This is a genomic window from Arthrobacter sp. Rue61a, from assembly GCF_000294695.2.
Lineage (GTDB): Bacteria > Actinomycetota > Actinomycetes > Actinomycetales > Micrococcaceae > Arthrobacter > Arthrobacter aurescens_A.
The window spans coordinates 3174986-3201981 of sequence record NC_018531.1; the positions used below are offsets into that span (position 1 = coordinate 3174986).

The window sequence follows — 26996 nt, forward strand, 5'->3', positions numbered from 1 at the left end:
TCAGCCTTTCCGCTTCTTGATCTCCGCAGTGGCCTGCGGCAGAACCTTGAAGAGGTCACCGATGATGCCGTAGTCGGCAATCTCGAACACCGGCGATTCCGCGTCCTTGTTGATGGCGACAATGACCTTGGAAGTCTGCATCCCGGCCTTCTGCTGGATAGCTCCGGAGATGCCGGCAGAAATGTACAGCTGCGGTGAAACCGTGACGCCGGTTTGGCCAACCTGTGCATCGTGGCCAATCCAGCCTGCGTCGGTGGCAGCGCGGGAAGCGCCAACTGCCGCGCCCAGGGCGTCGGCAAGCTCTTCGAGGGGGCCGAAGTCACCGTCAACGCCACGGCCGCCGGCGACGACGATCCTTGCTTCGCTGAGGTCCGGCCGGCCGCTGGCGGGCTTCTCGGTCCGCGACGCAATGCGAGCAGAGTTTGCCAAGCCGTCAGCAGGAACTTCAACTTTTGCAGTGGCCGGTGCAGTCGCGTCACCGCTCGGCGCGGGTTCTACGTTGTTGGCCTTGACCGAAAGAACCGTCACCGGAGTGGTGGCCTTCGCGGTGGTGTTGTACGAGCCCGCCAGGACCGACTTGTGCGCGGTACCGTCAGCCTCAACGCCAACGACGTCCGTAATAACGCCGGCGTTGAGCTTGATGCCAAGCCTGCCCGCGATTTCCTTGCCCTCAGGCGAGTTGTCCACGAGGACCGCGGTAGCGCCGGATGCTGCTACAGCAGCGGCCAGGTAGGCGGCCTTCGGCCCCACCAAGTAGTTATCGAGATCGTCCACCGACGGCTGGTAAACCGTGGTGGCACCGTAGGCACCCAAGGTAGCGGCGACGTCGTCGTTCAGCTCCCCGGTGAACGCGACGGCGGTCTCCCCCAGTGAGCGGGCGATGGTCAGGAGCTCCAGGCTGCTCTTCTTGAGAGCTGCTCCCGGGTTGTCAATGAAAACAAGTGCGTTTGCCATGGTTGCAGTCCCCTTTAGAGCAGCTTCTGTGCGGCGAGGAAGTCGACCAGCTTGATGCCGGCGTCGCCGTCGTCGGTGATGATGGTCCCTGCCGTCCGCGGTGGGCGGGCCTCTGCGGACTCCACCACCGTCCACGAACCGGCCAAGCCCACCTGCGAAGCGTCCACACCGATGTCGGCCAGCGACAGGGAGGCGATCTTCTTCTTCTTGGCAGCCAGGATGCCCTTGAAGTTGGGGTAACGCGGTTCGTTGATCTGGTCGGTGACCGAGACAACTGCTGGAAGCTGCGCTTCAACCGTTTCAGAGAAGGCGCCAGCGTCACGTCGTGCGCTGACCTGACCACCCGTCACCTCAAGGCTGGAGGCAAAAGTGACCTGCGGGAACGACAACCGCTCGGCGAGCTGCGCCGGGATCAGCGAGGTCTCGCCGTCCGTGGAAGCCATGCCCGTCAGGACCAGGTCCACCGGGCGGCCGTCGGCCGAGATGTGGCGAATAGCGGCGGCAAGCGCCAGCGAAGTAGCAGCCGCATCCGAACCAGCCAAAGCGTCATCGCTGAGGTGGACACCGGAATACGCGCCGATCTGTAGGGACTTCTTCACAGCATTGACCGCACCGGACGGGCCCATGCTCAACGCAATGACCTCGTTCCCGGCCTTCGGTCCGCCGCGTTCCTCCGCCAATTGGAGCGCTGCCTCGAGGGCGTACTCGTCCAGTTCGGACAAAATGCTCTCGTCACGGTCGGTTGTGTTGCCAGGTCCGGTGATGTGCCGGTCGAACTGGGCGTCCGGGACGTGCTTGACCAGAACGACAATCTTCAATGTCTCTTCCACTGTCTTCGAAGCAGCCTTCCATGCTTGTGGACGGCCAACCGCAACAGCGTGGCCGTGAATTGCCCAGCGCGTGGGCTCGTCCTAGCTAAGCATATTGCCCGCAGAAAACCACTCCCAGCGTTAAGCCCTGTTTCAGCTACGCGCGATGCTTACGCTGACCCCTGGCCGTGCCGGGTACGTCAAAACGGCGAACGACACCCGCAAGGTGCCGTCCGCCGTCGAACGCTGTTCTCCCGTCTGGGCAGCCTACTGTTGGGCGGCGTCGAGCGTGACCTCAACCTCTTGCGTCTGGCCACCGCGCTGAATGGTGACCTTGACCTTGGCGCCGGCCGGCTGTTCCCGGACCGCCGCAGTCAGTTGGTTGGGATCGCTCACGGCGTAGTCTCCGAACTTGGTCACGACGTCGCCAACCTTGAGTCCCGCATTGGCAGCAGCCGAACCCGACGTCACGGAAGCAACCTCGGCACCCACGGAGAAACCTGAATCGCTGCCCGTGGACGACTTCGAACGAACAGAGACACCGAATTGCCCATGGCTGGCCTTGCCGGTCTCGATGATCTCCTGCGCAACGCGCTTGGCGTGGTTGATCGGGACACTGAAGCCGACGCCGATGTTCCCGGCCGAAGAATCGGACGTTCCGCTGCCCGCCGAGGCGATCGCAACGTTAACACCGATGACCTCGCCCTTGCTGTTCACCAATGCACCGCCGGAGTTGCCGGGATTGATCGCTGCATCGGTCTGGATCACGTTAATGGCGATGGAACCCTCATTGGCAGTCCGCTGGCTCTGGCCACCGTTCGGCGGTGCGAACTGGAAGCCCTCATCATCGCCCTGGCTCTCATCCGGAGTCCCCTCCGGCACAGCCGACGACGCAACACTAATGGTGCGGTTGAGCGTGGACACGATGCCGTCCGTCACCGTGCCGGTGAGACCCAGCGGCGAACCGATCGCGACGGCGGTGTCCCCCACGTTGATCTTGGACGAGTCGCCGAGGGTTGCCGGAACCAGGCCCGACGCGTCGCTCACCTTGATGACGGCAAGGTCTGACAACGGGTCCGTGCCGACCACAGTGGCTTTGAGGACCTTACCGTCGTTCGTGCGGACCTCGATGGCGGCATTGGCCGTGGCACCGTCGAGGGTGACCACGTGAGTGTTGGTGAGGATGTGGCCCTGATCGTCCAGGATGATGCCGGACCCGGTTCCGCCTTCACTGCCACTCGTTGCCTTGATAGTCACCACACTGGGCGAGGCCTTGGCTGCCGCTGCGGTGATGACGTTGACGTCGTCCTTGTTGTTCACAATCACCGTGCTCGACTGTCCGCCTGTGGAGGCGGCAGGTGCCGGGTTATCCCATAGTGCGTTACTGCCGGCCACTACGCCGCCACCGATCAGGCCCGCCGCGAGCATGCTGGCCACCAGGGTACCGACGCCGAACGCCGGCTTACGCTTGGTTGCTACCGCTGAAGAGTGCCCGGGGGTGTGCTGCATTCCGGGGCCGTTGTGACCTTGTGCGGTGTGGAATCCTTGTGCGTTGTGGAACTGGGAACCAGCACTGCCGTTGGCTCCCGGGTTTGAGCCGCCATAGAACGGCTGGTGCTGCGGGTAGCTCGGGCGGTGACCTGAATCCTGCTGCTGCGGAGCGCCGTAGTACTGCGGCTGCTGCGGGGCTGCTGGCTGCTGGAAAGCCGGCAAAGGAGTGGTGTTGTCCGTCCCGGCTCCTTGCCCGGAACTCCAGGCAGGCTGCTGCTGGGTGGCGGAGGCGTCGTTCTGCTCCCCCGTCGTATCCCGCGGCTCTGACGGCTCGCGGTTCTCTGGTGCGGTGCCCTGCGCTGGGTTCTCCGTCATGGGTGTTCCTTTCATCCTCGTCTCCAACAACTATGTACCCATTAACTGGAACAAAAGCGGACGTTCGCTGGGAGCTTCCTGAAAGGGGTTGGCAACGTTCGTCCGGCCCTTCAATTTCTCCCTCAACGCCTCAACAATCCAGCTCTCTCCTATATTTCGCTGGTGGCATATTCACCCCTGTGGACGGGCCATGGGGTGCACCATAGAATCAAGAGGAATTGCCACAGCGACCTGCGGCTTTACACCATGCGTGGGGGCGCTGAGCATTCTGTGACGATTGGTACGCCTTGTTCCAGTCGCAGACGTGCTGAAGGGTTGCACATGCGGTCAATAGTTAAACGCGTACTCGCCGTGATTGGCCTGGTTGGAATGTTGGCCCTCCCGGCCACATCCGCTTGGGCTGAAAGTCCAGTGACGCTCGATCCCACCACCAAGATTGTGGATTCGGCGGGCGTGCTCGGCGGAGATAAAGCCAAGGTTCAAGAGGCCATTCAGAAGCTCGGGGCTGACCACGCCATGACGCTGCACGCTGTGTTCGTCAAACGGTTCGAGGACCCCGCCGACCGCGTGGAATGGGCCGCTGCCGTGGCAGACCAGGCAAAGCTTGGCTCCAATGCCATGCTGCTCACCGTAGCTACAGATACACGGCAATATTTGTTGAGCAAGCCAAACAATAGCAAAATCACCAATGCCCAAAGGGACACGATAACCAGTAAGGCAATTGACCCCCAGCTGCGTGCAGGGAACTACGCTCAGGCAGTCATCGATGCAGCCGCAGCCATCGGAGATGCTGCAGGCGGAGGCAGCGGAACTGTGCCCAACGGAAACGCTGGTGTCGGAGTACTCGTCGGAGTAGGCGTTGTAGCGGCCGGCGGCGCCGGAACCTACCTCTACCTCCGAAACCGCCGTAAGAAAGGCAGCACCAAGGCTGTCAGCGCCAGCTATGGACCACAAGGCGAACAGCTTGACCCCTTGGCTGGCCTGACCATCCCTGAACTGCGCCAGAAGAGCGGCTCGCTGTTGATCGAGGCGGATGACGCCATCAAGTCCAGCGAGCAGGAACTCGGTTTCGCCCAGGCGCAGTACGGTGACTCCGCGATTGGCAACTTCACCAAGGCCTTGGAAGAGGCAAAGGGCCACATGACTGAGTCCTTCAAGCTGCAGCAGCAGCTGGATGACCACATCCCTGACACCGAAGAGCAGCAGCGGAGCTGGCTCGGCGAGATCATCCGCCGATCAGAAGCCGCCCTGGCATCCTTGCGTGATCAGAAGGCTGACTTTGACTCTTTGCGCGAGCTTGAAAAGAACGCTCCGCAAGCCTTGGCAGCCGTGACCGCGGGAGCCAAGGAGGCCGATGCGAAAATCGCCAGCGCAGAGCAATCCCTTGAAGGATTGCGCGCCAAGTATGCCGAATCTGCCTTGACTCAGGTCTCCGACAACATCCTGCAGGCCAAGGAGCGGCTGGCGTTCGTGCAGAACGCCGTCACTGCCGCCCAGGAGAAGTTGGCAACCGGCGAGAACAGCCTTGCGGCCGTGGCAGTACGTGCCGCAGAGGAAAGCCTGCACCAGACCAACGTGTTGATCGATGCCATCTCCAAGACGGCCGGCAGCCTGGACGAGGCCCGTACGTCGTTGGAAGGCGCCGTAGCGGAAACCAGCCAGGACCTGGCCCAAGCACGGGCGATGATCCAGTCCGGCGAACACCCGGAACTTGCCGGTCCCGTGGCCGGAGTCGAAGCCGCCCTGGCTCAGGTGAGGACCGAGATCCAGGGTGGAAAGATCGATCCCATCGCGACGCTTAGTCGAGTGGAGTCGGCCCACCAGGCGCTCGACCAGTCCTTGTCCGGCATCCGCGACCAGCAGGAGCAGGCCCGCCGCGCCCAGGCCTCATTGCAGCAAACCATCATGGCCGCACAGGCACAGATCAGCGCCACATCGGATTACATCACAGCTCGTCGCGGCGGCGTGGGCACGGAGGCTCGAACGAGGTTGGCGGAGGCTCAGCGCAACCTCGATTACGCGCTCTCCATCTCACGCAATGACCCCGTCACGGCTCTGACCTACGCCCAGCAAGCACATTCGCTTGCAGCCCAGGCGGCACAACTCGCACAGTCTGACGTCGACCAATTCGGCTACGCCGACCAGGGCTACGGACGCGGTGGAATGTTCGGCGGTGGTGGCGGAGGCGGTGGCCTCGGCGGCGCTATCCTCGGCGGCATCCTCATCAACTCCATCCTGAACGGCGGCGGAGGCGGCTGGGGCGGCGGCGGCAATGACGGCGGCGGCGATGGTGGATTCTTTGGTGGCGGCGGCGATTCCGGCGGAGGTTTCGACAGCGGCGGCTGGGGTGGCGACGGCGGCGGTGGAGGCGACTTCTAGCCAGACAGACTAGGCGGGGTCCATGCCCCGCATAGAAGCGGTACAACAACTGATCACTGATTTCAGTGTCACCACTGAGCAGGACGAAAGGCAACACAATGGTTAAGCAGTCCATTTTCGGTCGGATCTCGCAGCTCGCCAAGGCAAACATCAACGCCTTGCTGGACCAGGCTGAGGACCCGCAGAAGATGCTGGACCAGATGGTCCGCGACTACACGAACAACATTGCCGAGGCGGAATCAGCCGTAGCCCAGACCATCGGTAATCTCCGGATGCTGCAGGCCGACTACAACGAAGATGTCAAGAACGCCCAGGACTGGGGCAACAAAGCCTTGGCAGCGTCGCGGAAGGCCGATGAGTACCGCTCGGCCGGTGATCCTGTTGATGCCCAGAAGTTCGACAACCTTGCAAAGGTGGCCATCCAGCGTCAGATGACCGCAGAGTCCGAAGCGAAGGCAGCAGAACCGAGCATTGCTTCCCAGACTGAGGTAGTGGACAAGCTCAAGACCGGGCTTGACCAAATGAAGAACAAGCTCAACCAGCTAACCGCCAAGCGCAACGAACTGGTAGCACGCTCCAAGACCGCTGCCGCGCAGTCCCAGGTGCACGACGCCCTCAAGAGCATCGACATCATGGATCCCACCAGCGAGGTTGGCCGCTTCGAAGAGAAAATCCGCCGTGAAGAGGCCAAGGTTTTGGGCCAGCAGGAACTCGCCAGCTCCAGCCTTGACGCCCAGTTCAACCAGCTCGAAGACCTCGGAGAGCAGACCGAGATTGAGGCCCGCCTTGCGGCCTTGAAGTCGGGCGGCTCCAAGCCCGCCATCGGCGCAGGAGCCCCGGCGTCAACCGGCGCAACAGTCGACGAAGCTGACTTCGACAAGCTCTAAGGAACGCATCGGGCGGACAGCCCAAAGCCGTGCTCGCGGAACCAGAATGGGCCGGATCCTGAAAGGGATCCGGCCCATTTTTGCTTTGCGCTCCTCGTCCAGCCTTAGGAAGGCACTGACGGATCTTGCCCGGGGCTGACGTCGGTCGCCACTTCTGCGCGGATCTCGAAGCCCTTGGGGTGGAAATAGGTGACCGTGCACTCCAAGACCTCTCCGTGAGGTCCAAGCGTAGTCCGTTCCAAGCGTGGCACCATGGCGAACCCTCGGACGTTGAGAGCGTCTGCCAGGTGCTCGGGCGGTGCATGCATGGTCACGGTTATTTCTGCCCGGTGGAGGGGCTTCAGCGTCCTGTCCTGGATGACCTGGTAGATGGAGTTCCGCTCGGCATCCGCCAGGCTGATATGGCGGCCGATATGCGACGGGATGAAAATCTCCGCAATGGCATAAGGCCATCCGGCGCTTGAGTAGGAGCGGCGGATCACCAGCACCAGGTTGTCGTCAGACACCAGCTTGGCCGGCACTGACTTGTCCTTCTCCATCCACTTGTATTCGATGAGTCCCTTGACGGTCTTCATGCCGGCCGCAGTAAACGTCTCCATGAATGGCGCCAAGCGGTTCAGCATCTTCGCAGGACGTTGGGCCATCACGAAAGTCCCCTTGCCCTGCCTTCGGACCAGCAAACCCTTCACGACCAGGGTTTCGATCGCTTTTCGGACAGTGGTCCGGCTGATGCCGTAGGCATCCATCAGGAACTCTTCCGTAGGTATCCGGGAGCCTGGCTCCAGACGGCTGACGTGATCCGTTAGAACGTCAGCCACCTGCTGATACACGGCAACAGGACCATCCCTTTGAAGGACTTCACGCCCATCTCCAAGTTTGTAGTCTTCATTGACCATTGGGCGTCCCATCCATTTCTTGCCTCAGCAAATCCGGGTTTGATGCTAGCACCGGTACCCCGGTGACCAGTTAAACAAAAGATCCGGATCAGTTGTCACTGATCCGGATCTTTCTCCAGTTGCGGGGACAGGATTTGAACCTGTGACCTCTGGGTTATGAGCCCAGCGAGCTACCGAACTGCTCCACCCCGCGTCGCAAGAACAACTCTACCGCACCCTCCAGGGTGCTTATGACCATATGGCATCTAAGGTGCCGCAGATCACTCCCCCGCGCCTGAACGAATGCCTATAGACCGTGGATCGCTTCCGCATCATGCCGCGACCGCGTCCACCGTTCCCACCAGAACTCTGCGGGCCAGGCCGAACCCGAGGGACGTGAGAGAGGGTTGGGACCAAACCCGAGGGACGTGAGGGAGGGTTGGGACCGAACCCGAGGGACGTGAGAGAGGGTTGGGACCAAACCCGAGGGACGTGAGAGAGGGCCCGCTTGCGTGCAGGGGGCTTCAGGGATTGCGGGCAAAACAAAAGGTCCGGATCAGTGTTTACTGATCCGGACCTTTTTCTCCAGTTGCGGGGACAGGATTTGAACCTGTGACCTCTGGGTTATGAGCCCAGCGAGCTACCGAACTGCTCCACCCCGCGTCGCAAGAACAACATTACCGTCCGGTGAATGTCAGACCAAATCCTGGCGACGTGATGTGCATCTCCCCTAACGCGAAAGGCCGGCACCCGCCCCCGACAGGGAGCAGGCGCCGGCCTGTGGCCGCCTACAGAGCTAGCTGCTTGGCGACGGCGACGGTGTCGCGCTGGGAGTAGCTCCCGGCGTCGCTGTCGGCGCAGGCGTAGCGTCCAAACGGGCCTGAGCGTCGATCGCCTTCTTCAGTGCCTCAGACAACTTGGTCTGCTGCGCACCGTAGCCGGCGAAGTCGCCCTTGGCCAATGCGGCCTGGCCGTCCTGAATAGCCTTGTTGGCCTCATCGAGGGCTGCCTTGAGGTCGGCCTTGGCGTCGGTGGGCCCGGCAGGCGGCGGAGTGGTGCCAGGAGGCGAGGTAGGCGTCTGGCCATTGTTGTCGGAGTCGCCGGCAGTAGCACCGGAATCACCGCCGAACAACTGGTCCAAAGCTTCATCCAAGGTGGGCGCGAAGCCGATCTTGTCACCGAATGCCACCAGCACACGCTGCAATGTGGGGTATGACGTCTCACCTGTGGACTTCAGGTAGACAGGCTGCACGTAGAGCAGACCACCGCCTACAGGAAGAGTCAACAGGTTGCCGTTCAGTACATCGGATGCACCCTGCCTCAGAAGGTTAAGCGCCTGAGAGACGGTGGGATCAGAGTTGAACTTGTTTTGCGCCTGTCCGGGACCCGGGACCTGTGTATCGGTCGGGAGCTCCAGGAGCCGCAGCTTTCCGTAACTCTCCCCCTTGACTCCCTTGACGTTTCCGGCGTCCGAGTCAGCCGCCAGGAACCCGTAAAGGATGTTCCGGGCGCTGCCGTTGACCGTTTGAGGAATGAAGGACGAGGTCAGCTGGAACGCCGGCTTCTCCTGGTCGGGCATCTGCAGCGACATGTAGAACGGCGGCTGCTTGACGGCTTCCGAAACGGTGGGATCGTTCGGAACACTCCAAGCATCGTTGTTCTGGTAGAAGCTGTCCGGGTCGGTCACGTGGTAGCGGCCGAGCAGTTCACGCTGGACCTTGAACAGGTCCTCTGGGTAGCGAACGTGGCTCATGAGATCGCCGGACATTTCCGAGTACGGCTTGATGACCGTGGGGAAGACCTTTTGCCATGCCTTCAGGATGGGGTCCTGGTCATCCCATGCGTAGAGGTTGACGGAGCCGTCATAGGCGTCCACTGTTGCCTTGACCGAGTTGCGGATGTAGTTCACCGAGCTGTTCGGCAAGGCGACAGTACGTCCTGCACTGGTTTGCGAGTCCACAGTAGCGTTCTGCAGCTGCTGCGGCTGGGAGTACGGGAAGTACTGGCTGGTGGTGTAGCCGTCAACAATCCACTTGACGCGGCCGTCCACAACTGCCGGGTAGGCGTTGCCGTCGACGGTCAGGTAAGGGGCGAGCTTCTCAACGCGTTCACGTGGGTTGCGTTCGTAGAGAATCTGGGATTCAGCATTCACACCGTCCGAGAGCAACAGGTCTGAAGACTGGAACTTGATGGAGTACAGGATCCTGTTGAGCCAGTTGCCTACGTTCGGTCCGCCGTTGCCGCTGAAAGTGTACTGCGTCTCTCCGCCACCTTCCCGCCCTGCTGGTCGGTCCTGCTCGCGGTTCGGGGCACCGTCCGGCGCTCCGACGATGGAGTATTCGGGAGAATTTTCGCCGAAGTAGATACGGGGCTCGTATGAAGTGTCATTGCCGAGGACGCCGTTGGACGGGATGCCAGACTGCAGGAACTCCGGCTTGCCGTCGGCCGTGAACTTGTTGCCCTTGGCTGCGACAACGCCATAACCATGGGTGTAAACGATGTGCCTGTTAACCCATGTCTGCTGGTTGGCGCTCAGGCCATCCGGGTTCAGTTCGCGAACCGCAATTACGGTGTCCTGGACTTTGCCGTCAACCATGTAGCGGTCAACATTCAGGGTTTGCGGGAACTGGTAGTACGGGCGGTACTGCTCAAGCTGGGCAAACGCCGAGGAAATGAGGTTCGGGTCAAGGAGACGGATATTGGCAGTAGTCTGGGCGTCCGCTGCCAAGGCACCCGTAGTCGCCGTGGTGGTGGCGTTGTAAGCCGACACATCGATCTTGTCCAGACCGTACGCTGCCCGCGTCATCTTGATATTTCGATCAATGAACTCCTTTTCCAAGGTGTTCTCCGACGGACGAACCTGGAACTGCTGAATAACCCATGGATAAACACCGCCTGCCAGAATGGCGGTGATGACCAACATCGCGGTACCGATCACCGGCAGGCGCCACCGACCAATGATCGCGGCAATGATGAACAGGATGGCCACAAGGCCCGCAGCCACAGCAAGGATCGCTTTGGTGGGGACAACGGCATTAACATCCGTGTACAGCGCACCGGCCCAGCGGCCCGAGTTGCTCTGGACAGTTGTGTACCTGTCCAGCCAGAAGTTAACGCCCAGCAGGATCAGGAAGAGTGCACCTGTTACCGCGATGTGGATCTGCGCTGCACGGCTGGTGAAGATGCCACGCTCCATAAGACGGATGCTGCCGTACAGATAGTGGGTCAGGATGCCTGCGATACCGGCTACGACGGCAATGCTGATCAGGAAGCCTGTGATGAAACCCAGGAACGGCAGCGACATCAGATAGAAGCTGATGTCCATGTTGAACAATGGGTCTGCCTGACCGAAGGGCTCCTGGTTGAAGAACAACAGGGCCTTCTGCCACTGGCTGGCTGCCGCGCTGCCGGCAAAGAGCCCGAACAGGATGGGCAGGCCGATCATGACCACGCGGCGGACAGGCTCAAGCTGAGCCTGGTAGCGGTTGAGGTTGTCCCGGGCCTCGGCATCAGGCGCATAGACGGGCCGGGAGCGGTAGGCGATCCTGATGGCAAAGAACACCGCGGCAAACATCATGGCGAAACCGATGAGGAACGTAATGATCCTGGCTAGGTTTTCGCGGATATAAACTTCGAAGAAGCCAAGCTGCTGGTACCACAGGACGTCAGTCCACACATTGGCGAAGAAAATGAACCCGACGACGGCCACTGCCACGACAATGAGCGTCGGAGTCAGGGCACCTCGTCTCAGCGGTGATCTTCCGGGCGGGTTGGAGCTGGCGGGACGGGACAAACTCTGTACCTCATTGGTGTCAGTGAACAGTCGGTGTGCGCGTGTTGACTTTTTCTGCCGCTGGGATGTGGCAGGGGCCGTCATCTATGCCACGAGTGGCGGTGAAGCTAAGTTCCACCGTCAGTCTAGTTGTTTGTGCAGGTGGGAAGGCTCCCCGTGTCCTGACCGGATCCGAGCCGCTTCACGGCCGAGGTCGCATCGGCCAAAGTTTCCACTTTGACAACCTGAAGTCCGTTGGGAACATGGCCCACGACATCGGCACAATTGGATGCCGGCGCCAAGAACATGGTGGCACCCTGTTGACGGGCGCCGATCATCTTTTGGGCAATGCCCCCGATAGGTCCCACGGCGCCATCGGCGGTGATGGTGCCAGTGCCGGCGACGTGCTTGCCGCCTGTGAGGTCCCCGGGCGTGAGGTTGTCCACGATCCCCAGAGCAAACATCATGCCTGCGCTTGGTCCACCAACATTGTCCAAGGAAATGCTGACGTCGAACGGGAATGTGAAGTCGCTGGCCAGCAGCACGCCCAGAACGTACCGGTCGGCTTGGTTCTTGGTGGGGGTTATCGTTTCAGAAACTGCGGTGCCGTTCCTGTCCAAGCCGACCACCGCCGGGGACCCAGCGCCGGCGGCAAGCTCAGCTTGGACCACGCTCATGGACGTGATCGCCTTGCCATTGATGGAGACCAGACGGTCACCCTCCTGGATTTTCCCTGCGGATGGTGACGGCTCAGACAAACCTGCCACGTTGAGCCGCTGCTCAAAAGGAATCTCGAGCTCACGCAACGCCGCAGCCACCGCATTCTCCTGCGATGTCTCCATGGCAATTTCACCCTGCTGCACCGTCTGCTCGGCCGTGGTGCCCTTGGGATAGATGAGTTCTTCCGGATAGATGGCTTTGGAGGGATCCACCCAGGCGCGGAAAACATCAAAGATGGTGGCCGGACTCTTCGGACCGCCGGTCATGACCACGGTAGTCAGGTCAAGGTTGCCGTTCGCCGGAAAGGACTCGCGGCCGGAAATACTAATGACCGGTTTGTCTCCGTCCTTACCAAGGGTGTTGAACGTGGGACCCGCCGACTCTATGACATACGGCACCGGCAACGCTGCTGCCCCGATGCCCAGGCCGAGAGCGAGGAGCCCTGAGATCACCATGATCATGTACCGGCCGTCGCGGGGCGGTGCCGTCGGCGCGGAGGTGGAATCGGCGTCGGGCGTCTGACGCGGGTCCAATGAGCCCTCGGGGCTGGGCGAAGTAAGCATTGAGGCCTCTCTATGCCGGCGTTGCGTGACCGGATCCATGGCTCCTGCCGCCGAAAGCGGCGGCGGCACATACCAAACATCAACACTACGCGGTCTGACGTTGCAGGACTGCTTTGCCTACAGCGAACGGCACCTCCTCCGGGCAGACAGCCTTCCGGCCGCGCGGTACGGTGAAAGAGATCACCAGCCAGTTCGACGATCGGCGGCACCATGACTTCCAACCCCAACAATCCGTCCAACGACGACGACACCCCCAAGGATCCGCTGGCAGAAATGCTCCAGAACCTGATGGGCGGTCAGGGCATGGGCAACATCGATCCCGCCGAGCTGGCCAAGGCCGCGGGCCTGCCCAACGATCCCCAGCTTCTTCAGCAGATGTTCGCCCAGGTTCAGGCAATGATGAGCTCCACGTCTGAAGGCCCTGTGAATTGGCAACTGGCGCACGAGAATGCGCGGCGCGTCGCTGCTGCCGGTACAGATCCCTCGGTCAATGCTCAGCAGACCAGGGAAGTCGACGAAGCACTGAGGCTTGCGGAACTTTGGCTGGACCCAGTGACTGATCTCTCGGCAACGGGCCTGATCGGCCGGGCGTGGTCGAGGGCCGAATGGGTCGAAGCGACTCTGGGGACGTGGAAGCGCCTGACCGAGCCGGTCGCCAACAGCATCGCCAATGCCTTGTCCAATGCGCTCACCCAGCAAATGCCTGAAGAAATGAAGTCCATGATGGGTGGCGCCTCGTCCATGCTGCAAAACATGGGCGGAGCGATATTTGGCATGCAACTTGGACAGGCTATCGGGGCATTGTCAGCCGAGGTTGTGAGCTCCACAGACATCGGTGTCCCCCTGGCAGACCTGGAAATGGCCTTGCTGCCGGCCAACGTTGCCAAATTCGGGGAAGGCCTCAGCCTCCCCGAGAACGACGTTCGACTCTTCCTCGCCGTACGTGAAGCTGCCCACGCGCGGCTGTTCGTCCAAGTGCCCTGGTTGCGTGGCCACCTGCTGGGTGCCATTGAGGCATACGCCCGCGGCATTCACATCGATATGTCCCGCATTGAAGACCTCGCCCGGGACCTTGACCCGAGCAACCCCGAAGGAATTCAGGAAGCACTGTCCCAGGGAGTCTTCACACCGGAACGCACTCCCGTGCAGACGGCCGCGCTGGAGAAGCTCGAAACAGCGCTTGCTCTGGTGGAAGGCTGGGTGGACGAGCTCACAGCGGAAGCAACCAGCAAGGTGCTGCCATCATCGACTGCGCTGCGCGAAACCGTGCGTCGTCGTCGCGCAACAGGCGGACCGGCCGAGCACGCATTCTCGTCCCTCGTTGGTTTGGAACTTCGCCCCCGCAGGCTCCGGGAAGCAGCAACGCTGTGGGCCACGCTGAAGGAAGAACGTGGAATCGCCGGCCGTGACGCAATCTGGCACCACCCGGATCTCCTGCCCACCGGTGCGGACCTGGACGACCCCAAGGGCTTCTCCGAACGTCGGCGCCTTGCCGAGGCAAGTGACAGCGAAGTTGATGACGCCCTGCAGAAGCTTCTGAGCGGCGGCTACGAGACCTCCGACGGCGATGAAGGAGAAGCTTCGGATTCAAAGGACACGTCCACGGAGAAGGGATCCGGCAAAGAGCCGGAAACGGATGAGTCCGACCCCGAGGCACCCACCAAATAGGCTCCGCCCTCGACAACAGAAGTTTGCAACGGCCGCCATCTCCATGGCGGCCGTTGTTCGTTTAAGGCACCGTCATCGGGTAAATTCCGTCGTCCGGGCTTAGTCAGCCACGTCCCCAGCTGGAACGCTGGAGTTTTCCGAGCCTTGTTCTTCCGGGAGTCCCCGGGATGTAGCAAAGGCAACGCCTTCCAGAAAGGCCTTTGCCCGATGAGTCTCAGGGTATGCCTCGACCAGTCTCCAGAACTCTGCGTTGTGGCCCGCCACCAGCAAGTGCGCGAGCTCATGCACCAGGACGTAGTCGATGACCCATTGCGGCATGGGTTGCAGCTTGTTCGACAACCTGATGGTGCCGTCCGCAGGAGTCGCCGAACCCCACCGGGAGTTCTGGTTGGACACCCAGCGAACCGACGTCGGAACCGCCCGCCCGCCGAGGTACGTCCGAGAAAGGTGCTCGGCATGATTGGCGAGGGCTTGGTCCGTGGCGGGACGGCGCCTGCCAGCACCCGCTTGCCGTTCTCCCTGTTTCTTCAGCTTGGCCAGCATTCGCCGGACCCACTCACGTTCCTGGGACTTGGTGAAGCTCGCCGGGATAGCGACCACGGCCTTCCCGTCTTCCCAAAATGCAGCAACAGTTCGGCGGCGCCTGGCTGATCGACGCACGACGACCGGAGCGCCGTCGTCCGTAGTGTGCGGAACGCCGGCATCGGTGGCGGATGGACGCGTCATCAGAGCTCCGAACTCTCAGCGAGTACGGCCAGGACAGCTTCGCCATAGCGTTCAAGCTTGGATGGGCCAATCCCAGCCAGGCCAGCCAGTTCCTCAAGCGATGAAGGCTTGGCTTCGGCGATTGCCGTGAGCGTAGCGTCCGTGAAGACAACATAGGCCGGAACGTCGGCCGTCTGGGCTTCGTCCCTGCGCCACTGCCTCAGCGCATCGAACGTTTGTTCCTCATATGTGGGCGGGCACTGGTTACAGCGCCCCACCTTCCGCTCGGCTCCACTTGCCAGCATGCTTCCGCAGACCTTGCACGACGCCGGTGCGGCAGCTTTCCGTCGGGTGGGACCTGTCTTGCTGCGTGCGTTGGCGGAAGCCACGGAATTGGGGCGAAGTCCGTCAAGGAACCTTGACGGCTTGCGGTTGGCGCGGCCACCCGGCGTTCGGGCTGTGGACCATGAGAGATTCAGATGCTCGCGAGCGCGGGTGATGCCGACATAGAGCAACCTGCGTTCTTCGTCAACGTCCTCCGGGGTGTCTGCGAAGGAAATGGGCATGAGGCCTTCGCTGAGGCCCACCAGGAACACGGCATCCCATTCCAGGCCCTTGGCGGCGTGAAGGGAAGCCAGAGTCACACCTTGAACGGTTGGCGCGTGCTGCGCGACCGATCGCTCTTGTAGCTCGTTGACGAACTCAGCCAGGGTGAAGGACTCTCCGCGGCTGACGGCAAGCTCATCAGCCAGTGCGACCAAAGCTGCCAGGGATTCCCAACGCTCTCGCAGTGCACCTCCGCTATGGGGGGCGGCATCCGTATACCCGAGTGACGCAACGATGTCCCGAACGATTTGGCCCAGTGCTTCCTGGGGTCCTTCGGCCACGGCGCGGGTTGCCGCCCGTAACTGGAGGATCGCATCACGGACTTCCTTGCGTGCGAAGAACCGTTCCCCTCCCCGAAGCTGGTAGCCAATCCCGGCTGAAGCAAGGGCTTGCTCATACGCTTCAGACTGGCCGTTGGTGCGGAACAAGATAGCAATCTCGCTGGCCTTGACTCCGGTATTGAGCAGCTCCTGGATTCGGCCTGCCACCACGGCTGCCTCGGCCTCGTCATCCGGGCACTCCATGAACCGCGGTTCCGGTCCGGAGGGCCGCTGCGCGACGAGCTTGAGGGGAGGCGCCCACGCTGCATCTGCCACCGGGCCGCCGCTTCGTCGGGAGCCGAGGAGGTCGTTGGCGAGCTTCACCACTTGCGGGGTGGACCGGTAGTCACGAATGAGCTTGACGACTGTGGCTCCCGGGAACTGTGCTTTGAACCCCAGCAGGTGCTTGGGTGAAGCTCCGGTGAAGGAGTAGATGGTCTGGCTGGCATCGCCCACCACACACAACTCGTTCCGGCCTCCGAGCCACAAATCCAACAGCCGTTGTTGCAGGGGCGAGACGTCCTGGTATTCGTCCACCACGAAGTGGCGGTATTGTTCCCGGACTGTTGCCGCTACTTTCGGATCCTCCTGGAGGATCCCTACCGTGATGAGGAGAACGTCTTCAAAGTCGATGACGTTCCGGTCGGTTTTGATGTCCTCGTATGCCTGGAACACCCGGGCGACCGCAGTGAGGTCGAAACCTCCGGGAGTACCACGGTCTTGGGCATTCTCCAGGTAGTTGGCGGGCGTCAGCATGGACACCTTGGCCCACTCAATCTCGGCCGCAAGGTCCCTGATGGATGCACGGTCAGTGCTGAGGCGAAGCCTGCGGGAGGCCTCGGCGATCATGTTGGCCTTGTGGTCCAGCAGATTAGGTAGAGTGCCGCCGATTGCCTGCGGCCAAAAGAACTGCAACTGCCTCAAAGCGGCGGCGTGGAAGGTACGGGCTTGAACGTTGGCAACACCAAGATCGCGAAGCCTGCTGCGCATCTCAGCTGCGGCCCGGGCGGTAAAGGTCACGGCCAGAAGCCTCTGGGGGCTGTACACCCCGGAGTGGACCCCATAGGCAATGCGATGAGTGATGGCGCGTGTTTTTCCCGTGCCTGCCCCCGCGAGGACGCACATGGGTCCCGTCAAAGTACTGGCTACTTCGCGTTGCTCTTCATCCAGGCCGCTAAGTATGCGCTCCTCCAGTGAGCCTCCGCCGTCGAAAATTCCTTCGGTCACGGCTGGAGGTCTTCGATGACGCCGCCGTACCAATGCTCAATCAATGAACGCGCGATGGACAAGCGCGTTGAGATGGTGATTTCACCGCTCAGCACAGCTTCCTGCAGCTCCTCGCGGCTGAACCACCGAGCCCGGGTGACCTCTACGCCGTCGGGCCGCGCTACGGCGTCGTTGGTTCTGGCGGTGAATCCCAGCATGAGGGAGGCAGGGAACGGCCACGACTGTGAACCGAGATACTGGCAGGCCGTCACACGGACACCCACTTCCTCCCCGATTTCCCGAACAACAGCCTGCTCCAGCGATTCACCCGGCTCAACGAATCCTGCGAGCGTCGAGTAGTTCCTGGCGTCCACGGGCCCTCCGCCGCCCAGCAGAAGCCGGCCATCAGGGCCAACCACCGTGACGATAATGGCGGGATCCGTCCGCGGGTAATGCTCCGAGTTGTCCTTGGGACAGCGCCGAACCCAGCCCCCGGCTTCGATGTCCGTGGGCGTGCCGCACTGCGGGCAATGCGTGTGGGTTGCATGCCAGTTGGAGATTGCGCTGGCCTCAATGAACAAAGCGGTGTCCTTGGCGTCCAGACGCGCCGCAACATCCCGGAAGCCTGCCCATTCAGCACCCAGCGGGACCGTGGCGGTGCCCGGCGCCGGCGGTTCCGCGACAGTGAACAGCACAACGGACGTGCCTTCCGGCAATGATGACGACGTCAAGGTGGTGCCCAGGTAGATGGCAGCAACAGCACCGCCACCCGACGCGTTAAGAGCGTCCCAGAGCGGAGCGGCATCCCCGAACCAGAGACCGTCAGCAGTCACCAGCGCTTTGCGCTGCGAAATGACCATGGCCTTGGCCGTACCGGAAGCGACGAGATCCTCAACCATCCCAGGCTTCATACGGACGCCCGAGCCGCGATCCACCATGGCAGGGCGGACGGGAAGAACGGTCTCCATCAGGTGATTGGCAAGCGCCGGCGACTCCGTATAACTCATGTCTCTACCGTACTGACTCGTACCGACAAAAAACATTTGGAAAGGTCCCCTGTTGTGGACACCACCCCAGGGGATCACCCGCTTGGGCAGCTACGCCGTGCTTTCCCCCACATTTGAAGGGTATTTGCTGCGGATCTGAAGACTCGCCGCACTGCATCATGGCCACGGGCCGCACTCAATCTACCGTGGAGAACGTGAGAAGAACACCGCTCGAACTGGCCGCCATAGCAACCGCGGCGGTGCCTGGCCTTTCGCCGACGGCCGCAGCCTATTCCCCCGACGACGACGCAGACTTCGACTCAGCGTCGCTGCTCGACGCAGAAGGCAAACGCTGGCGGGTCCGCTCACCGCGACATCCGGAAGCCAGCACGCGCCTGGAAACCGAATTCATGGTGTTGCGGGCTTTCGCCCCGGCCATCCGCGCTGAGCTGCCTTTTCATGTGCCCACCATCGCCGGCACGGTGCGGCAAGGAGCCTTGACGACGTTCGTCTACGCCCACATGCAAGGCTCCACGCTTTCCATCGAAGAACTTTCAGCCGGCAGTCCTGCCCTGGCCCGGGAAGTCGGAGCAGCCCTGGCAGCCATTCACGACTTGCCACTGACCTTGGTCACCAACGCCGACCTTCCCAGTTACTCGGCCAATGAGTTCCGGCAACGCAAACTTAACGAGCTTGACCAAGCAGCAACCACGGGCAAGATTCCGGCCACCCTGCTGCGCCGCTGGGAACACGCCCTCGAAGACGTTGCACTTTGGCGCTTCAATCCTTCAGTGGTCCACGGGGACCTTCATGAAGACAACCTGATGGTGCAGGATGACACCGTGACGGCCCTGACGGGTTGGACCGATCTCCGAATCGGCGATCCTGCCGACGACTTCGCCTGGTTGGTGGCATCCAACGAAGCCTCGTTTGTTGAGGCCGTTTTGAACCACTACACGCAAGCCCGCCGCGACGTCCCTGACGCCCACCTACTCCGCCGGGCCGCTCTCCTGGCCGAGTTCGCCCTGGCACAGTACCTGGTCAAGGCCATGGCCGCCGGGCACCAGAGCATGACGGCAGAAGCCGAGTCAATGCTCCAGACACTCGCCGATGACATCGACGAGCAAGTGCGCCGCGATGAAGAAGCTGCACAAGCCGCTGAGGACGAGGCCGCTGAGCTGAGGGCGTCGGACTCACCGGCAGAGAGGCCCGCCGTCAGCGTCGCGGCTATCCCCGATGCGGAGTCAGAGAGCCCTGAACACGGCGACTCAGGCACGAGGTCACTCCATGACGACACTTCCACTGCGGCCATCAGGGTTGTCAGCGTGACCCCGCTTCACGCGGCCGAACGTTCCTAGACTCCGTGGCCGGACTCCAGATGTCCCGGTAACTCAGCGACTGCTCTTGAGCGCCTTCGCGACAATCAGCTCAAGTTCCTCGGCGCTGCCAAGATCGTGCGGACGCACAACAGCGTCATCCGCCACATAGTAGAACGCTGCGCTGACGTCCTCGAGGGGCACATCTTTAAGTCTGGCCCACGCGAGCCGGTAAACGGCCAGCTGCACCGCCCGAATCGCCAGTTGTTGACCTGCGGGGCGTCGTCCGGTTTTCCAGTCAATGAGTTGCCAGCGGCCGTCGGCATCACGGAACACGGCGTCGATGCGTCCACGGACTACGACGTCGCCAATCCGCGTCTCCACAGGTACTTCGACGAAAGCAGGAGCGCGCTGGGCCCACTCGGACTTCTTGAAAGCCGCCACCATGTCATCCAAGCCGTAGGCCTCGTCGATGTGGGAGTCCGAACGGGGCGCTTCATCGAGGTCCAGCATGCCGGTTGTTCCGAAGTACTCCTCGACCCATGCATGGAAGGCAGTGCCCTTGCGCGCCGAAATGCCTGGTTCACGGGGAACGGGCCTGCGCAGCTGGGACAGAACGGCCGCAGGGTCAGCGCCGAGGTCCACGAAGAGGGAGGCAGAAATATGGCTGGGCAGGTGGACATCCTGAACGGTCTTAGCCTGCCGTTGGCGATCCAACAGTAGTTCTGCCTCTTGGGACCACTTCCCGGCCACACCAGTCAGGTCATTTGAGGGTGCACGGCCGGGTTCCTCGATGTATCCGCGGACCAGGGCCGCGGCCCGGTCCATGGCAGAACGTCTGCCGGGAGTCAGCCTTAGGCGGGCACCGGTCCGTGGGTCTGAAGGCCCTTCCAAGGGGTCATAGGGGAATTGAGCAACCTCAAGCGCTGCGGTCAACGGGCTTTCTTCAGGCAAGGCCTCCTCGGCCACCGATTCCGCATGGATGACCGCACTGGCGAGCGACTGCATGCGGGCAGCACCGTCTTCCACTGCAGCTACTGCGGCAAGGGGTGCCAGTTCAGAGAGAAAGGCAGACATGCCGGCCATTCCCGACCGAGAGCCGTTCCAGGCAGCGCTGGAAGCCCACAGTACGAACTTCGCCCGGGTGTAGGCGACGTAGGCGAGTCTTCTCTCTTCGGCCTCACCGTGATGCTGGACTTCGGATTTGAAGTCTTTCTCCGCGTCCAGCCATCCCTTTTGGTCGGGCTGATCCAGGTCCCATTGGGGAAGGTCGGCACGATCACCCCGCAAGGGCCACGGCAAGGCCGCGGCGCCGGTGCTCCACCGCGAATCCCTGTTGCTGGGGAACGAGCCGGCGTTGAGGCCGGGGACAAAGACAACGTCCCATTCCAAACCCTTGGAAGCATGGACGGTCAGCAATTGCACCGCTTCCCGGTTGGTCTCGACGGGTGCCACGTCCAAGCCCCCTTCCTCGGAGGCCGCAGCCTCCAGCCAGGACAAGAACGCCAGTAGGTCGATGCGCTGTGATGTCTGCAGGAACCCGGCCGCTGCATCCTGAAAAGCATCCAGGTTGCGGCGTGCCTGGTGGATGCTGATTCCGGGCTTGGCAGCCACCTCGATGTCCAGGAGCATTGCTCGTTCCACCTCGCCCAGAAGTGTGGTGAGGTCGTCGCCGATGTAGCTCCTCAGGGAGCGGAGCTCCGAGGCAAGGCTGGTCAGTCGATCCAGGGCGGCAGCGCTCAGGCTCCGCCCATGCCCTGAAGTCCAGCCCGGCCGGGGAAGGAAGTCAAGGGCCTCCACGAGGCTTGCGGCATCGGTGATGTCGCTTTCAACCACTACGCCTGCGGGTTCTTCGTTGTCGTCAAAAGATTCAGGCTGGGCTTCCGGAGCAGACCGGCGGCGGGCAAGGAAACGGGACCAGTCGCTGAACGCCATCAAATCTGCCGGACCAATCCGCCATCGTGCCCCGGCCAACAACCTCATAAGAGCATCGGAACGTCCTGGATCGGCGAGGACCCGCAACGTCGCCACCAGATCCACGATCTCTGGTGTGTCCAGCAAGCCGCCGAGTCCCACGATCTCGTAGGGAATGCCCTGGAGTTCGAACTCGCGGCGGAGGCACTCCATCTGCGCCCGTCGGCGACACAGGACCGCCATGGTGGGTTTGACCGGGGTGCCGTCTTTCTCTTCCTCGAAAACAGTTCTTTGGTAGCGCCGGACATCGCGGGCTATGACGGTGGCCTCGTCTTCATCCGTGCCGAAGCGACCGATCACTACGCTCCCATCCACCGCTGCAGGGCTGGGTACCAACGCGGGGACTGAGACATTACCGGCTGTCTTCCTGTCCCCTGCCGGACCCTCCGATGCTGCCGCCCTGTTCAAGGGCGCTGCGATGGTGTTGGCGGCTTGGAGGATGTTTCTGCCGTTCCGCCAGGCAGTGGTCAGGTAAGAGGTGGGCGCGACGGAGTAGGACTCATTGTCGGCGGAGTGGTCCGCATGCCGCACGGGAAACTCCTGCACAAAGTGGAAGAGTTGCCCTGCAGAAGCGCCGCGGAATCCGTATATCGACTGGTTCGGGTCGCCTACCGCGGTCACTGCGTGACCCTGTCCGAAAAGACGCGAGAACAGAACAAGCTGCGCGTGGGAAGTGTCCTGGAACTCATCCAGGAGCACCACTTTGTAGCGGGCACGTTCGGTGGTGGCAGCGAGAGGGATGTCGCTCGCAATCCGGGCCGCAAGAGCCACGAGGTCACCGAAATCAAGGACACCGCGCTGACGCTTCGCTTCCTGGTAGCGGACCACCATGTCGGCAACGCTGCCGCGTGTCCGGAGCATCGCCGCAAGTTCGCCGGCTGCCTGCGTTGGATTCTTCTTAGCCCCGGCTACATAGGGAAGCTCCTCAAAGGTCTGAACGCGCTCCAAGACCCAGTCCCGTACTTCCCCCGGATCCTGAAGGTGCTCGGCGCATTCACCGGCCAGCTGGATCACTGCAGTGACGAGTGTGGATTTGGCGGCAGTGAAGTGCTGGTACTCGCCGTCATACGCTTCAACGACTTCGCTGGCCAGCTGCCAGGACTGCGCTCCCCCCAGCAAGACGACATCCCGCTCGATGCCCAGGCGAAGGCCGTAATCCGACACGATGCCGCTTGCATAGGAGTGGTATGTGGACACTTTAGGTTCGAGGTCGTCGGCTTCGAGGAGTCCCTCCGGGAAGCCAATGCTACCGTCGTCCGCCGCCGCTATCCGCTGGAGGGTAGCCAGCTTGGACCGTATCCGACTCGCCAGCTCTCCCGCTGCCTTGCGAGTGAACGTCACGCCGAGCACTTCTTCAGGACGCACCCAGCCGTTGGCCACTAGCCACACCACCCGGTCCGCCATGGTGGCCGTTTTGCCAGAACCCGCTCCGGCGATCACCAGACGGGGCGAAAGAGGTGAGGCAATAATGGCTGCCTGTTCAGGCGTAGGGTGGTTCTTCTCGCCAAGGATGCCGGCCAGTTCAGAAGGTGAAAACCTTGGCTCGGGAACTACCTCTACACCCAGGGGGCTGGAGGCGAAGCCGTCCAGGAGCTCGGTTGTCATTCGGTGACCTGCTTTCCTCTGGCGCACAACGGGCAAATATCCGGGAGTCGGCATCCATGGCCGCCATGCCCACCCTTGCCGGGGTCGTGACGAGCTTCGAACGTCGCACCGGCCATCAGCGCGGCCGCCTCATTGACCAGGCTTTCCGCCCAGTTATCCGTCGAATCCAATGGATCCTGCTGCTGCACGGCGGGACTCTTTGTCTTCGTCCCAAGTTGGGCCAACACAGCACCGCCGGGGACGAAGCCATGACCGGACCCGGCAAGGGATCCGGCGTCGTTCGTTTCCTCCCGCGTTCCAGCATCCAGGAAGGCGCCTCTGAGAACTGCGGCCTGGTACGCACCTAGTTGGGGATGCTTGGCAACCTCAGCTTTGCCGGGTTGCCGCTTGCCGGTCTTGAGGTCCACGATCACGAGCCTGCCCTCCGGATCTATTTCGAGGCGGTCCACCTGACCCCGGAGTACGGCGTGGCGGACGGCCTCCTCATCAGGAGCATGAGGATCACCTGTGCCACCGGCATTCACGGCGATATCCGGCAGCTGAACTTCAAAGTCGTGTTCAACCGCCAGAAGGCTTCTTCCCTCGCTGCGCATGATGAGCACATACTGGGCCAACTTTCGAACCATGAGTTCCGCCCGCTGAAAATCAAGCTTCCCTTCCCAGTTGTCCTTCATACCCAAAGTGGGCCAGCGGCGTACGAGTTCAGCAACGTACTCGGCTCCCGAAGCATCGGGAAGGTCCTGCGCGATGCTGTGGACCAAGGTGCCCAGGCTGCGCGCAAAATCGGTGGCAGCTTCCCCTCCGGCTGCTTGGACGAACCAGTCCAACGGGGACTTATGGACCGCTTCCACTTTGGACGGCGAGACGGAGACGGTGCCGCCAGCCGGCACCACGACTTCATAGGAACTCAGCGCCGCCAAACCCCACCACGAGTCAGGATGGGCACCCGGAACGGCTGGTTCCGTGCCGGCAAGCCTGGCCAGTATGCGGGCGGCTTCATGCGCGGTTCCGTTGATTCCGGTACCTGCGTCTTCCGATTGGGCGTGCTGGCGCAGTTCCGCGACAAGGGCCCTCAACGTCATGGGACGATCAACAGGCGTGTAGTCGCGCTTGTACTCACCGGAACCCAGCGGCGCCACGTAGTCCAGAAAAGCGGAAGGTTGTTCATCCTCAGAGGACACTGCCGTGCAGATCAATACTTCACGGGCGCGCGATACAGCTGTAGAGAAGCTCCTGAGTTCGTCGTAGCGAATGTCCCGGAGCCGGCTCAGGGGCCCGCGCTTCAGGGCGTAGTCCACTCCATGTTCCACGGCGTCGGCATAGACTGTGCTGCCCAGCAGCTCTCCACGCAATCGGGTGTTGGGCCACACGCCTTCCTGGAGACCCGCCACTATCACCACCGGCCATTCCCGCCCCGCCGCACTTGCGGGAGTCATGATCTCTACGCAGGCCTCCAACTGTGCCCGCGCGGCGAGGGTATCCATAGGCAGCTCCTGGTTCAACAAGTAGTCCAGAAACTGCTCGGGGCCGGAACCGGGCAGTTGGTCCACGAAGCGTTCGGCTGTATGGAACAGAGCCATCATGGCGTCAAGGTCCCGATCGGCGCGGGCCCCGGCGTTGCCGCCTTCAAGGGCCGTTTCCGCCCAGCGGGAAGACAGTCCGGTGGCATGCCACAAAGCCCACAGAACAGATTCCGCGTTGGCCCCGGGCTCGACGGCGGCCGCTGTACCGGCTGCGATCATGCGGGCGAGCCGGCGGGCAGAACTGCCTTCAATCCCCAATGAGGCCAAAGCCCCGGGCTGAAGCAGAGCCTCCACCAGCAAAGCGTCGCTGGAGCGGCCGCCACCGCCCGAGAGCTCCTCGCGACGCAGGGATTGCCGGAGCCTCCGCAACTCGATGGCCGTGGCTCCGCCGATGCGGGACGTCAGGAGGGAAACTGCAGTTTCCGGCGTCAGTTTTCCGGGGTCCAGGACAATGGCAAAAGCCTCCAGCAACGGCCGCACGGCGACTTCGTCACGGACAGCTGAGTCTGCCACGGGAACGCGCACCGGAATCCCCTGGCCACTCAGGTAGCGCTGCAACTGCGAAATTTGCCCGCCGTTCCGGACGATCACCGCGATGTCGCTGAACTCCCGGGATTCCCGCAGCTGCGCTTCGAGGATGCGCTGCGCCACATAGCGCAGCTCGTGCACGGCCGATGGGAGAACATGGCCCTCAACCCGACCATGATCGCTGGTAGTCGCCTGACCCGTGCCTTCCGGACGTTGCGGTTGTTCCATCTGCCTGGCCAGCTGACCACCGGAACGCTGTGAGATACGGCCTGCAACCCGGGTCCACGCCTCAGCCACCTCGGCCGTGTGCCTGTGGGTCACCGACAGCGGGCGTTCGAGAACCTTCTGCTGCGTGCCGCCCAGCAGCGATGGCAACTCTGAGACCAGGTCCGGGCGTGCGCCGCGGAAACCCTGCACTACCGTGTCCGGTGAGTAGGTCACCACGACGTCCTTGCCTTCTCCAATGTCGGCAAGAAGTTCGAATACTGCCGGATTCGATTCCTGGGCGTCGTCCACGAGGATGAGTTGGAGACGTTGCCTCTCGGCGGCGAGGAACTCCGGTGAGTCCTGGAAAATTTGCCGCGCCGTGGTGATGATCCCGGCGGGGTCAAAGGCCTCCGGCATGCGGAGGTCCAGGACATCCCTGTACTCGCTGTACAGCTCAGCCGCCGCCATCCAGTCAGGCCGTCCGCACTCGTAAGCCAGCCCAACCAAGTCCTCGGCGGTGCGTCCCGATTCAATGATGCGGTCGAACAACTGCCGGATCTCGTGACGGAAGCCGCGGGTAGGAAGTGCTGCGGTGAGATCCTCCGGCCAAGGCAGCTGGAATCCCGGGCGGGAGTGGCCTTCCAGTAACTCCTTGATGATGAGGTCCTGCTCGGGGCCCGACAAAAGCTTCGGTGGCCGCGTCAGCGGCAGGATGCCTTCGGCCTTTGCCCGCCGGATAACGTCGAAGGCGTACGACGCCCAGGTGCGTGCCGGCGTCGTACTGAGACTGCGGTCCAGCCGCCCTGTGAAGGTGTCGCGCAAAGCAGCGGCGGCGTGGCGCCCGGGAGCGAGAACGAGAATTTGTTCCGGATCCAGGCCGTCTTCACGAACACGGCGGACTGCGGATTCCACGAGCACAGTCGACTTGCCGGTGCCAGGTCCTCCGGGGACAAGGACGGGGCCGCTCCCCTGCGGGAGGGAAACGACTGCGAATTGGTCCGGGGACAAAACGGGTGCCGCGTAGTGGGTCTCACGCGGCGGGAGCAGGCGGAGGGCTGCCGGTGCTTGGCGGGTTTTGGCAGGAGTGGCGGTCACACAGTCATTTCATCATCGGGCACCGACAATTTATGGAGTTGACGCTCCAACTGGTCAGAGATCACATCAAGTTGGTCAAAGTCAGGTTCTGTAGGCGCCCATCGGGCGGCTGTCAGATCGACGCGCCAACGGCCTTCACCCGTCCTCAGGAATGCCTCGTAGGCGCCGTGCAGCGGAGTGGATTCTTCCAGGTAGTGCCGCAAGGCGTCTGCTTCATGACCGGTAGGCGCTTCCCCGCTTGCCCGCAGGACACGCCACCATGCGACGGAGCTGCCGTAGTGGCTCATCACAGTCCCAACCTGCCGTGGACCGCCGGCTCCAAGAAGCTCTGCGACGTCACCATAGGCGACCGCCGAACCCGATGGAACAAGGTCCACAACGGCCAGAACAGCCGTCACGTACTCCATCCGCATGTGTTCAGCGTAACGGCAG

The 26996-nt window shown here is 62.2% G+C and carries 16 protein-coding genes and 2 tRNA genes; 4 read left to right on the top strand and 14 right to left on the bottom strand.

What is annotated here, in order from left to right; genetic code table 11:
* The 3 genes from ARUE_RS14400 to ARUE_RS14410 all read right to left on the bottom strand — a co-directional run bounded on the left by ARUE_RS14400 (nt 1) and on the right by ARUE_RS14410 (nt 3629).
* Nucleotides 1-954 (bottom strand): electron transfer flavoprotein subunit alpha/FixB family protein, encoded by a 954-nt coding sequence (locus ARUE_RS14400; RefSeq protein WP_011775379.1) that lies wholly within the window; start codon nt 952-954, stop codon nt 1-3.
* 14 nt (nt 955-968) lie between these two features.
* Entirely contained in the window at nt 969-1772 is an 804-nt protein-coding gene (locus tag ARUE_RS14405) for an electron transfer flavoprotein subunit beta/FixA family protein (RefSeq protein ID WP_043470457.1), read from the bottom strand.
* Between the two features lie 258 nt (nt 1773-2030).
* On the bottom strand, nt 2031-3629 hold the full coding sequence (locus tag ARUE_RS14410) for a S1C family serine protease (RefSeq protein ID WP_043471364.1): 1599 nt from the start codon (nt 3627-3629) through the stop codon (nt 2031-2033).
* A 321-nt stretch (nt 3630-3950) separates the two neighbouring features.
* Between ARUE_RS14410 and ARUE_RS14415 the strand changes: the two genes are divergently transcribed.
* Complete coding sequence (locus tag ARUE_RS14415; RefSeq protein ID WP_187329889.1) at nt 3951-6008, top strand: TPM domain-containing protein; 2058 nt, start codon at nt 3951-3953, stop codon at nt 6006-6008.
* A gap of 98 nt (nt 6009-6106) precedes the next feature.
* Nucleotides 6107-6895: a PspA/IM30 family protein gene (locus ARUE_RS14420; RefSeq protein ID WP_014922264.1), complete on the top strand. Its 789-nt coding sequence runs from the start codon at nt 6107-6109 to the stop codon at nt 6893-6895.
* Between the two features lie 104 nt (nt 6896-6999).
* Here the strand turns inward: ARUE_RS14420 and ARUE_RS14425 are convergent, their stop codons facing one another.
* The 5 genes from ARUE_RS14425 to ARUE_RS14445 all read right to left on the bottom strand — a co-directional run bounded on the left by ARUE_RS14425 (nt 7000) and on the right by ARUE_RS14445 (nt 12825).
* A complete protein-coding gene (locus ARUE_RS14425; RefSeq protein WP_014922265.1) occupies nt 7000-7791 on the bottom strand; it encodes a GntR family transcriptional regulator in 792 nt (263 codons plus the stop codon).
* 119 nt (nt 7792-7910) lie between these two features.
* Nucleotides 7911-7984 (bottom strand) — tRNA-Met (locus ARUE_RS14430).
* A gap of 375 nt (nt 7985-8359) precedes the next feature.
* Nucleotides 8360-8433: transfer RNA gene (locus tag ARUE_RS14435), tRNA-Met, on the bottom strand.
* A gap of 133 nt (nt 8434-8566) precedes the next feature.
* Entirely contained in the window at nt 8567-11647 is a 3081-nt protein-coding gene (locus ARUE_RS14440) for a UPF0182 family membrane protein (RefSeq protein ID WP_011775386.1), read from the bottom strand.
* 41 nt (nt 11648-11688) lie between these two features.
* The gene (locus tag ARUE_RS14445) at nt 11689-12825 is read right to left on the bottom strand and encodes a YlbL family protein (RefSeq protein ID WP_014922266.1); all 1137 of its coding nucleotides are present in this window, start codon (nt 12823-12825) and stop codon (nt 11689-11691) included.
* 210 nt (nt 12826-13035) lie between these two features.
* Here ARUE_RS14445 and ARUE_RS14450 point away from each other — a divergent pair, with 210 nt between their 5' ends.
* Nucleotides 13036-14493, top strand: coding sequence for a zinc-dependent metalloprotease (locus ARUE_RS14450; RefSeq protein WP_014922267.1), 1458 nt, complete (start codon nt 13036-13038; stop codon nt 14491-14493).
* Between the two features lie 99 nt (nt 14494-14592).
* Here the strand turns inward: ARUE_RS14450 and ARUE_RS14455 are convergent, their stop codons facing one another.
* The 3 genes from ARUE_RS14455 to nudC are packed head-to-tail and all read right to left on the bottom strand — an operon-like array spanning nt 14593 to nt 18337.
* The gene (locus ARUE_RS14455; RefSeq protein WP_011775389.1) at nt 14593-15219 is read right to left on the bottom strand and encodes a M48 metallopeptidase family protein; all 627 of its coding nucleotides are present in this window, start codon (nt 15217-15219) and stop codon (nt 14593-14595) included.
* Entirely contained in the window at nt 15219-17351 is a 2133-nt protein-coding gene (locus ARUE_RS14460) for an ATP-dependent DNA helicase UvrD2 (RefSeq protein WP_014922268.1), read from the bottom strand. The genes ARUE_RS14455 and ARUE_RS14460 overlap by 1 nt, the downstream gene beginning before the upstream one ends.
* Nucleotides 17348-18337, bottom strand: coding sequence for an NAD(+) diphosphatase (nudC, locus tag ARUE_RS14465; RefSeq protein ID WP_014922269.1), 990 nt, complete (start codon nt 18335-18337; stop codon nt 17348-17350). The genes ARUE_RS14460 and nudC overlap by 4 nt, the downstream gene beginning before the upstream one ends.
* A 194-nt stretch (nt 18338-18531) precedes the next feature.
* Between nudC and ARUE_RS14470 the strand changes: the two genes are divergently transcribed.
* Nucleotides 18532-19674 carry a macrolide 2'-phosphotransferase gene (locus ARUE_RS14470; protein WP_043471367.1) on the top strand — a complete coding sequence of 381 codons (1143 nt, stop codon included), beginning with the start codon at nt 18532-18534 and terminating at the stop codon, nt 19672-19674.
* A gap of 33 nt (nt 19675-19707) precedes the next feature.
* Here the strand turns inward: ARUE_RS14470 and ARUE_RS14475 are convergent, their stop codons facing one another.
* The 3 genes from ARUE_RS14475 to ARUE_RS14485 are packed head-to-tail and all read right to left on the bottom strand — an operon-like array spanning nt 19708 to nt 26977.
* Complete coding sequence (locus ARUE_RS14475; protein ID WP_014922271.1) at nt 19708-23211, bottom strand: ATP-dependent helicase; 3504 nt, start codon at nt 23209-23211, stop codon at nt 19708-19710.
* Complete coding sequence (locus ARUE_RS14480) at nt 23208-26564, bottom strand: ATP-dependent helicase (RefSeq protein ID WP_014922272.1); 3357 nt, start codon at nt 26562-26564, stop codon at nt 23208-23210. The genes ARUE_RS14475 and ARUE_RS14480 overlap by 4 nt, the downstream gene beginning before the upstream one ends.
* Nucleotides 26561-26977 carry an MGMT family protein gene (locus ARUE_RS14485; RefSeq protein ID WP_014922273.1) on the bottom strand — a complete coding sequence of 139 codons (417 nt, stop codon included), beginning with the start codon at nt 26975-26977 and terminating at the stop codon, nt 26561-26563. The genes ARUE_RS14480 and ARUE_RS14485 overlap by 4 nt, the downstream gene beginning before the upstream one ends.
* Nucleotides 26978-26996 lie beyond the last annotated feature (19 nt).

What these genes read in the sequence shown, in the direction of transcription:
- ARUE_RS14400 (WP_011775379.1), bottom strand. Translation starts at nt 954, where the DNA reads ATGGCAAACGCACTTGTTTTCATTGACAACCCGGGAGCAGCTCTCAAG.
- ARUE_RS14410 (WP_043471364.1), bottom strand. Translation starts at nt 3,629, where the DNA reads ATGACGGAGAACCCAGCGCAGGGCACCGCACCAGAGAACCGCGAGCCG.
- ARUE_RS14415 (WP_187329889.1), top strand. Translation starts at nt 3,951, where the DNA reads ATGCGGTCAATAGTTAAACGCGTACTCGCCGTGATTGGCCTGGTTGGA.
- ARUE_RS14420 (WP_014922264.1), top strand. Translation starts at nt 6,107, where the DNA reads ATGGTTAAGCAGTCCATTTTCGGTCGGATCTCGCAGCTCGCCAAGGCA.
- ARUE_RS14425 (WP_014922265.1), bottom strand. Translation starts at nt 7,791, where the DNA reads ATGGTCAATGAAGACTACAAACTTGGAGATGGGCGTGAAGTCCTTCAA.
- ARUE_RS14440 (WP_011775386.1), bottom strand. Translation starts at nt 11,647, where the DNA reads ATGACGGCCCCTGCCACATCCCAGCGGCAGAAAAAGTCAACACGCGCA.
- ARUE_RS14445 (WP_014922266.1), bottom strand. Translation starts at nt 12,825, where the DNA reads ATGCTTACTTCGCCCAGCCCCGAGGGCTCATTGGACCCGCGTCAGACG.
- ARUE_RS14450 (WP_014922267.1), top strand. Translation starts at nt 13,036, where the DNA reads ATGACTTCCAACCCCAACAATCCGTCCAACGACGACGACACCCCCAAG.
- ARUE_RS14455 (WP_011775389.1), bottom strand. Translation starts at nt 15,219, where the DNA reads ATGACGCGTCCATCCGCCACCGATGCCGGCGTTCCGCACACTACGGAC.
- nudC (WP_014922269.1), bottom strand. Translation starts at nt 18,337, where the DNA reads ATGAGTTATACGGAGTCGCCGGCGCTTGCCAATCACCTGATGGAGACC.
- ARUE_RS14475 (WP_014922271.1), bottom strand. Translation starts at nt 23,211, where the DNA reads ATGACAACCGAGCTCCTGGACGGCTTCGCCTCCAGCCCCCTGGGTGTA.
- ARUE_RS14485 (WP_014922273.1), bottom strand. Translation starts at nt 26,977, where the DNA reads ATGCGGATGGAGTACGTGACGGCTGTTCTGGCCGTTGTGGACCTTGTT.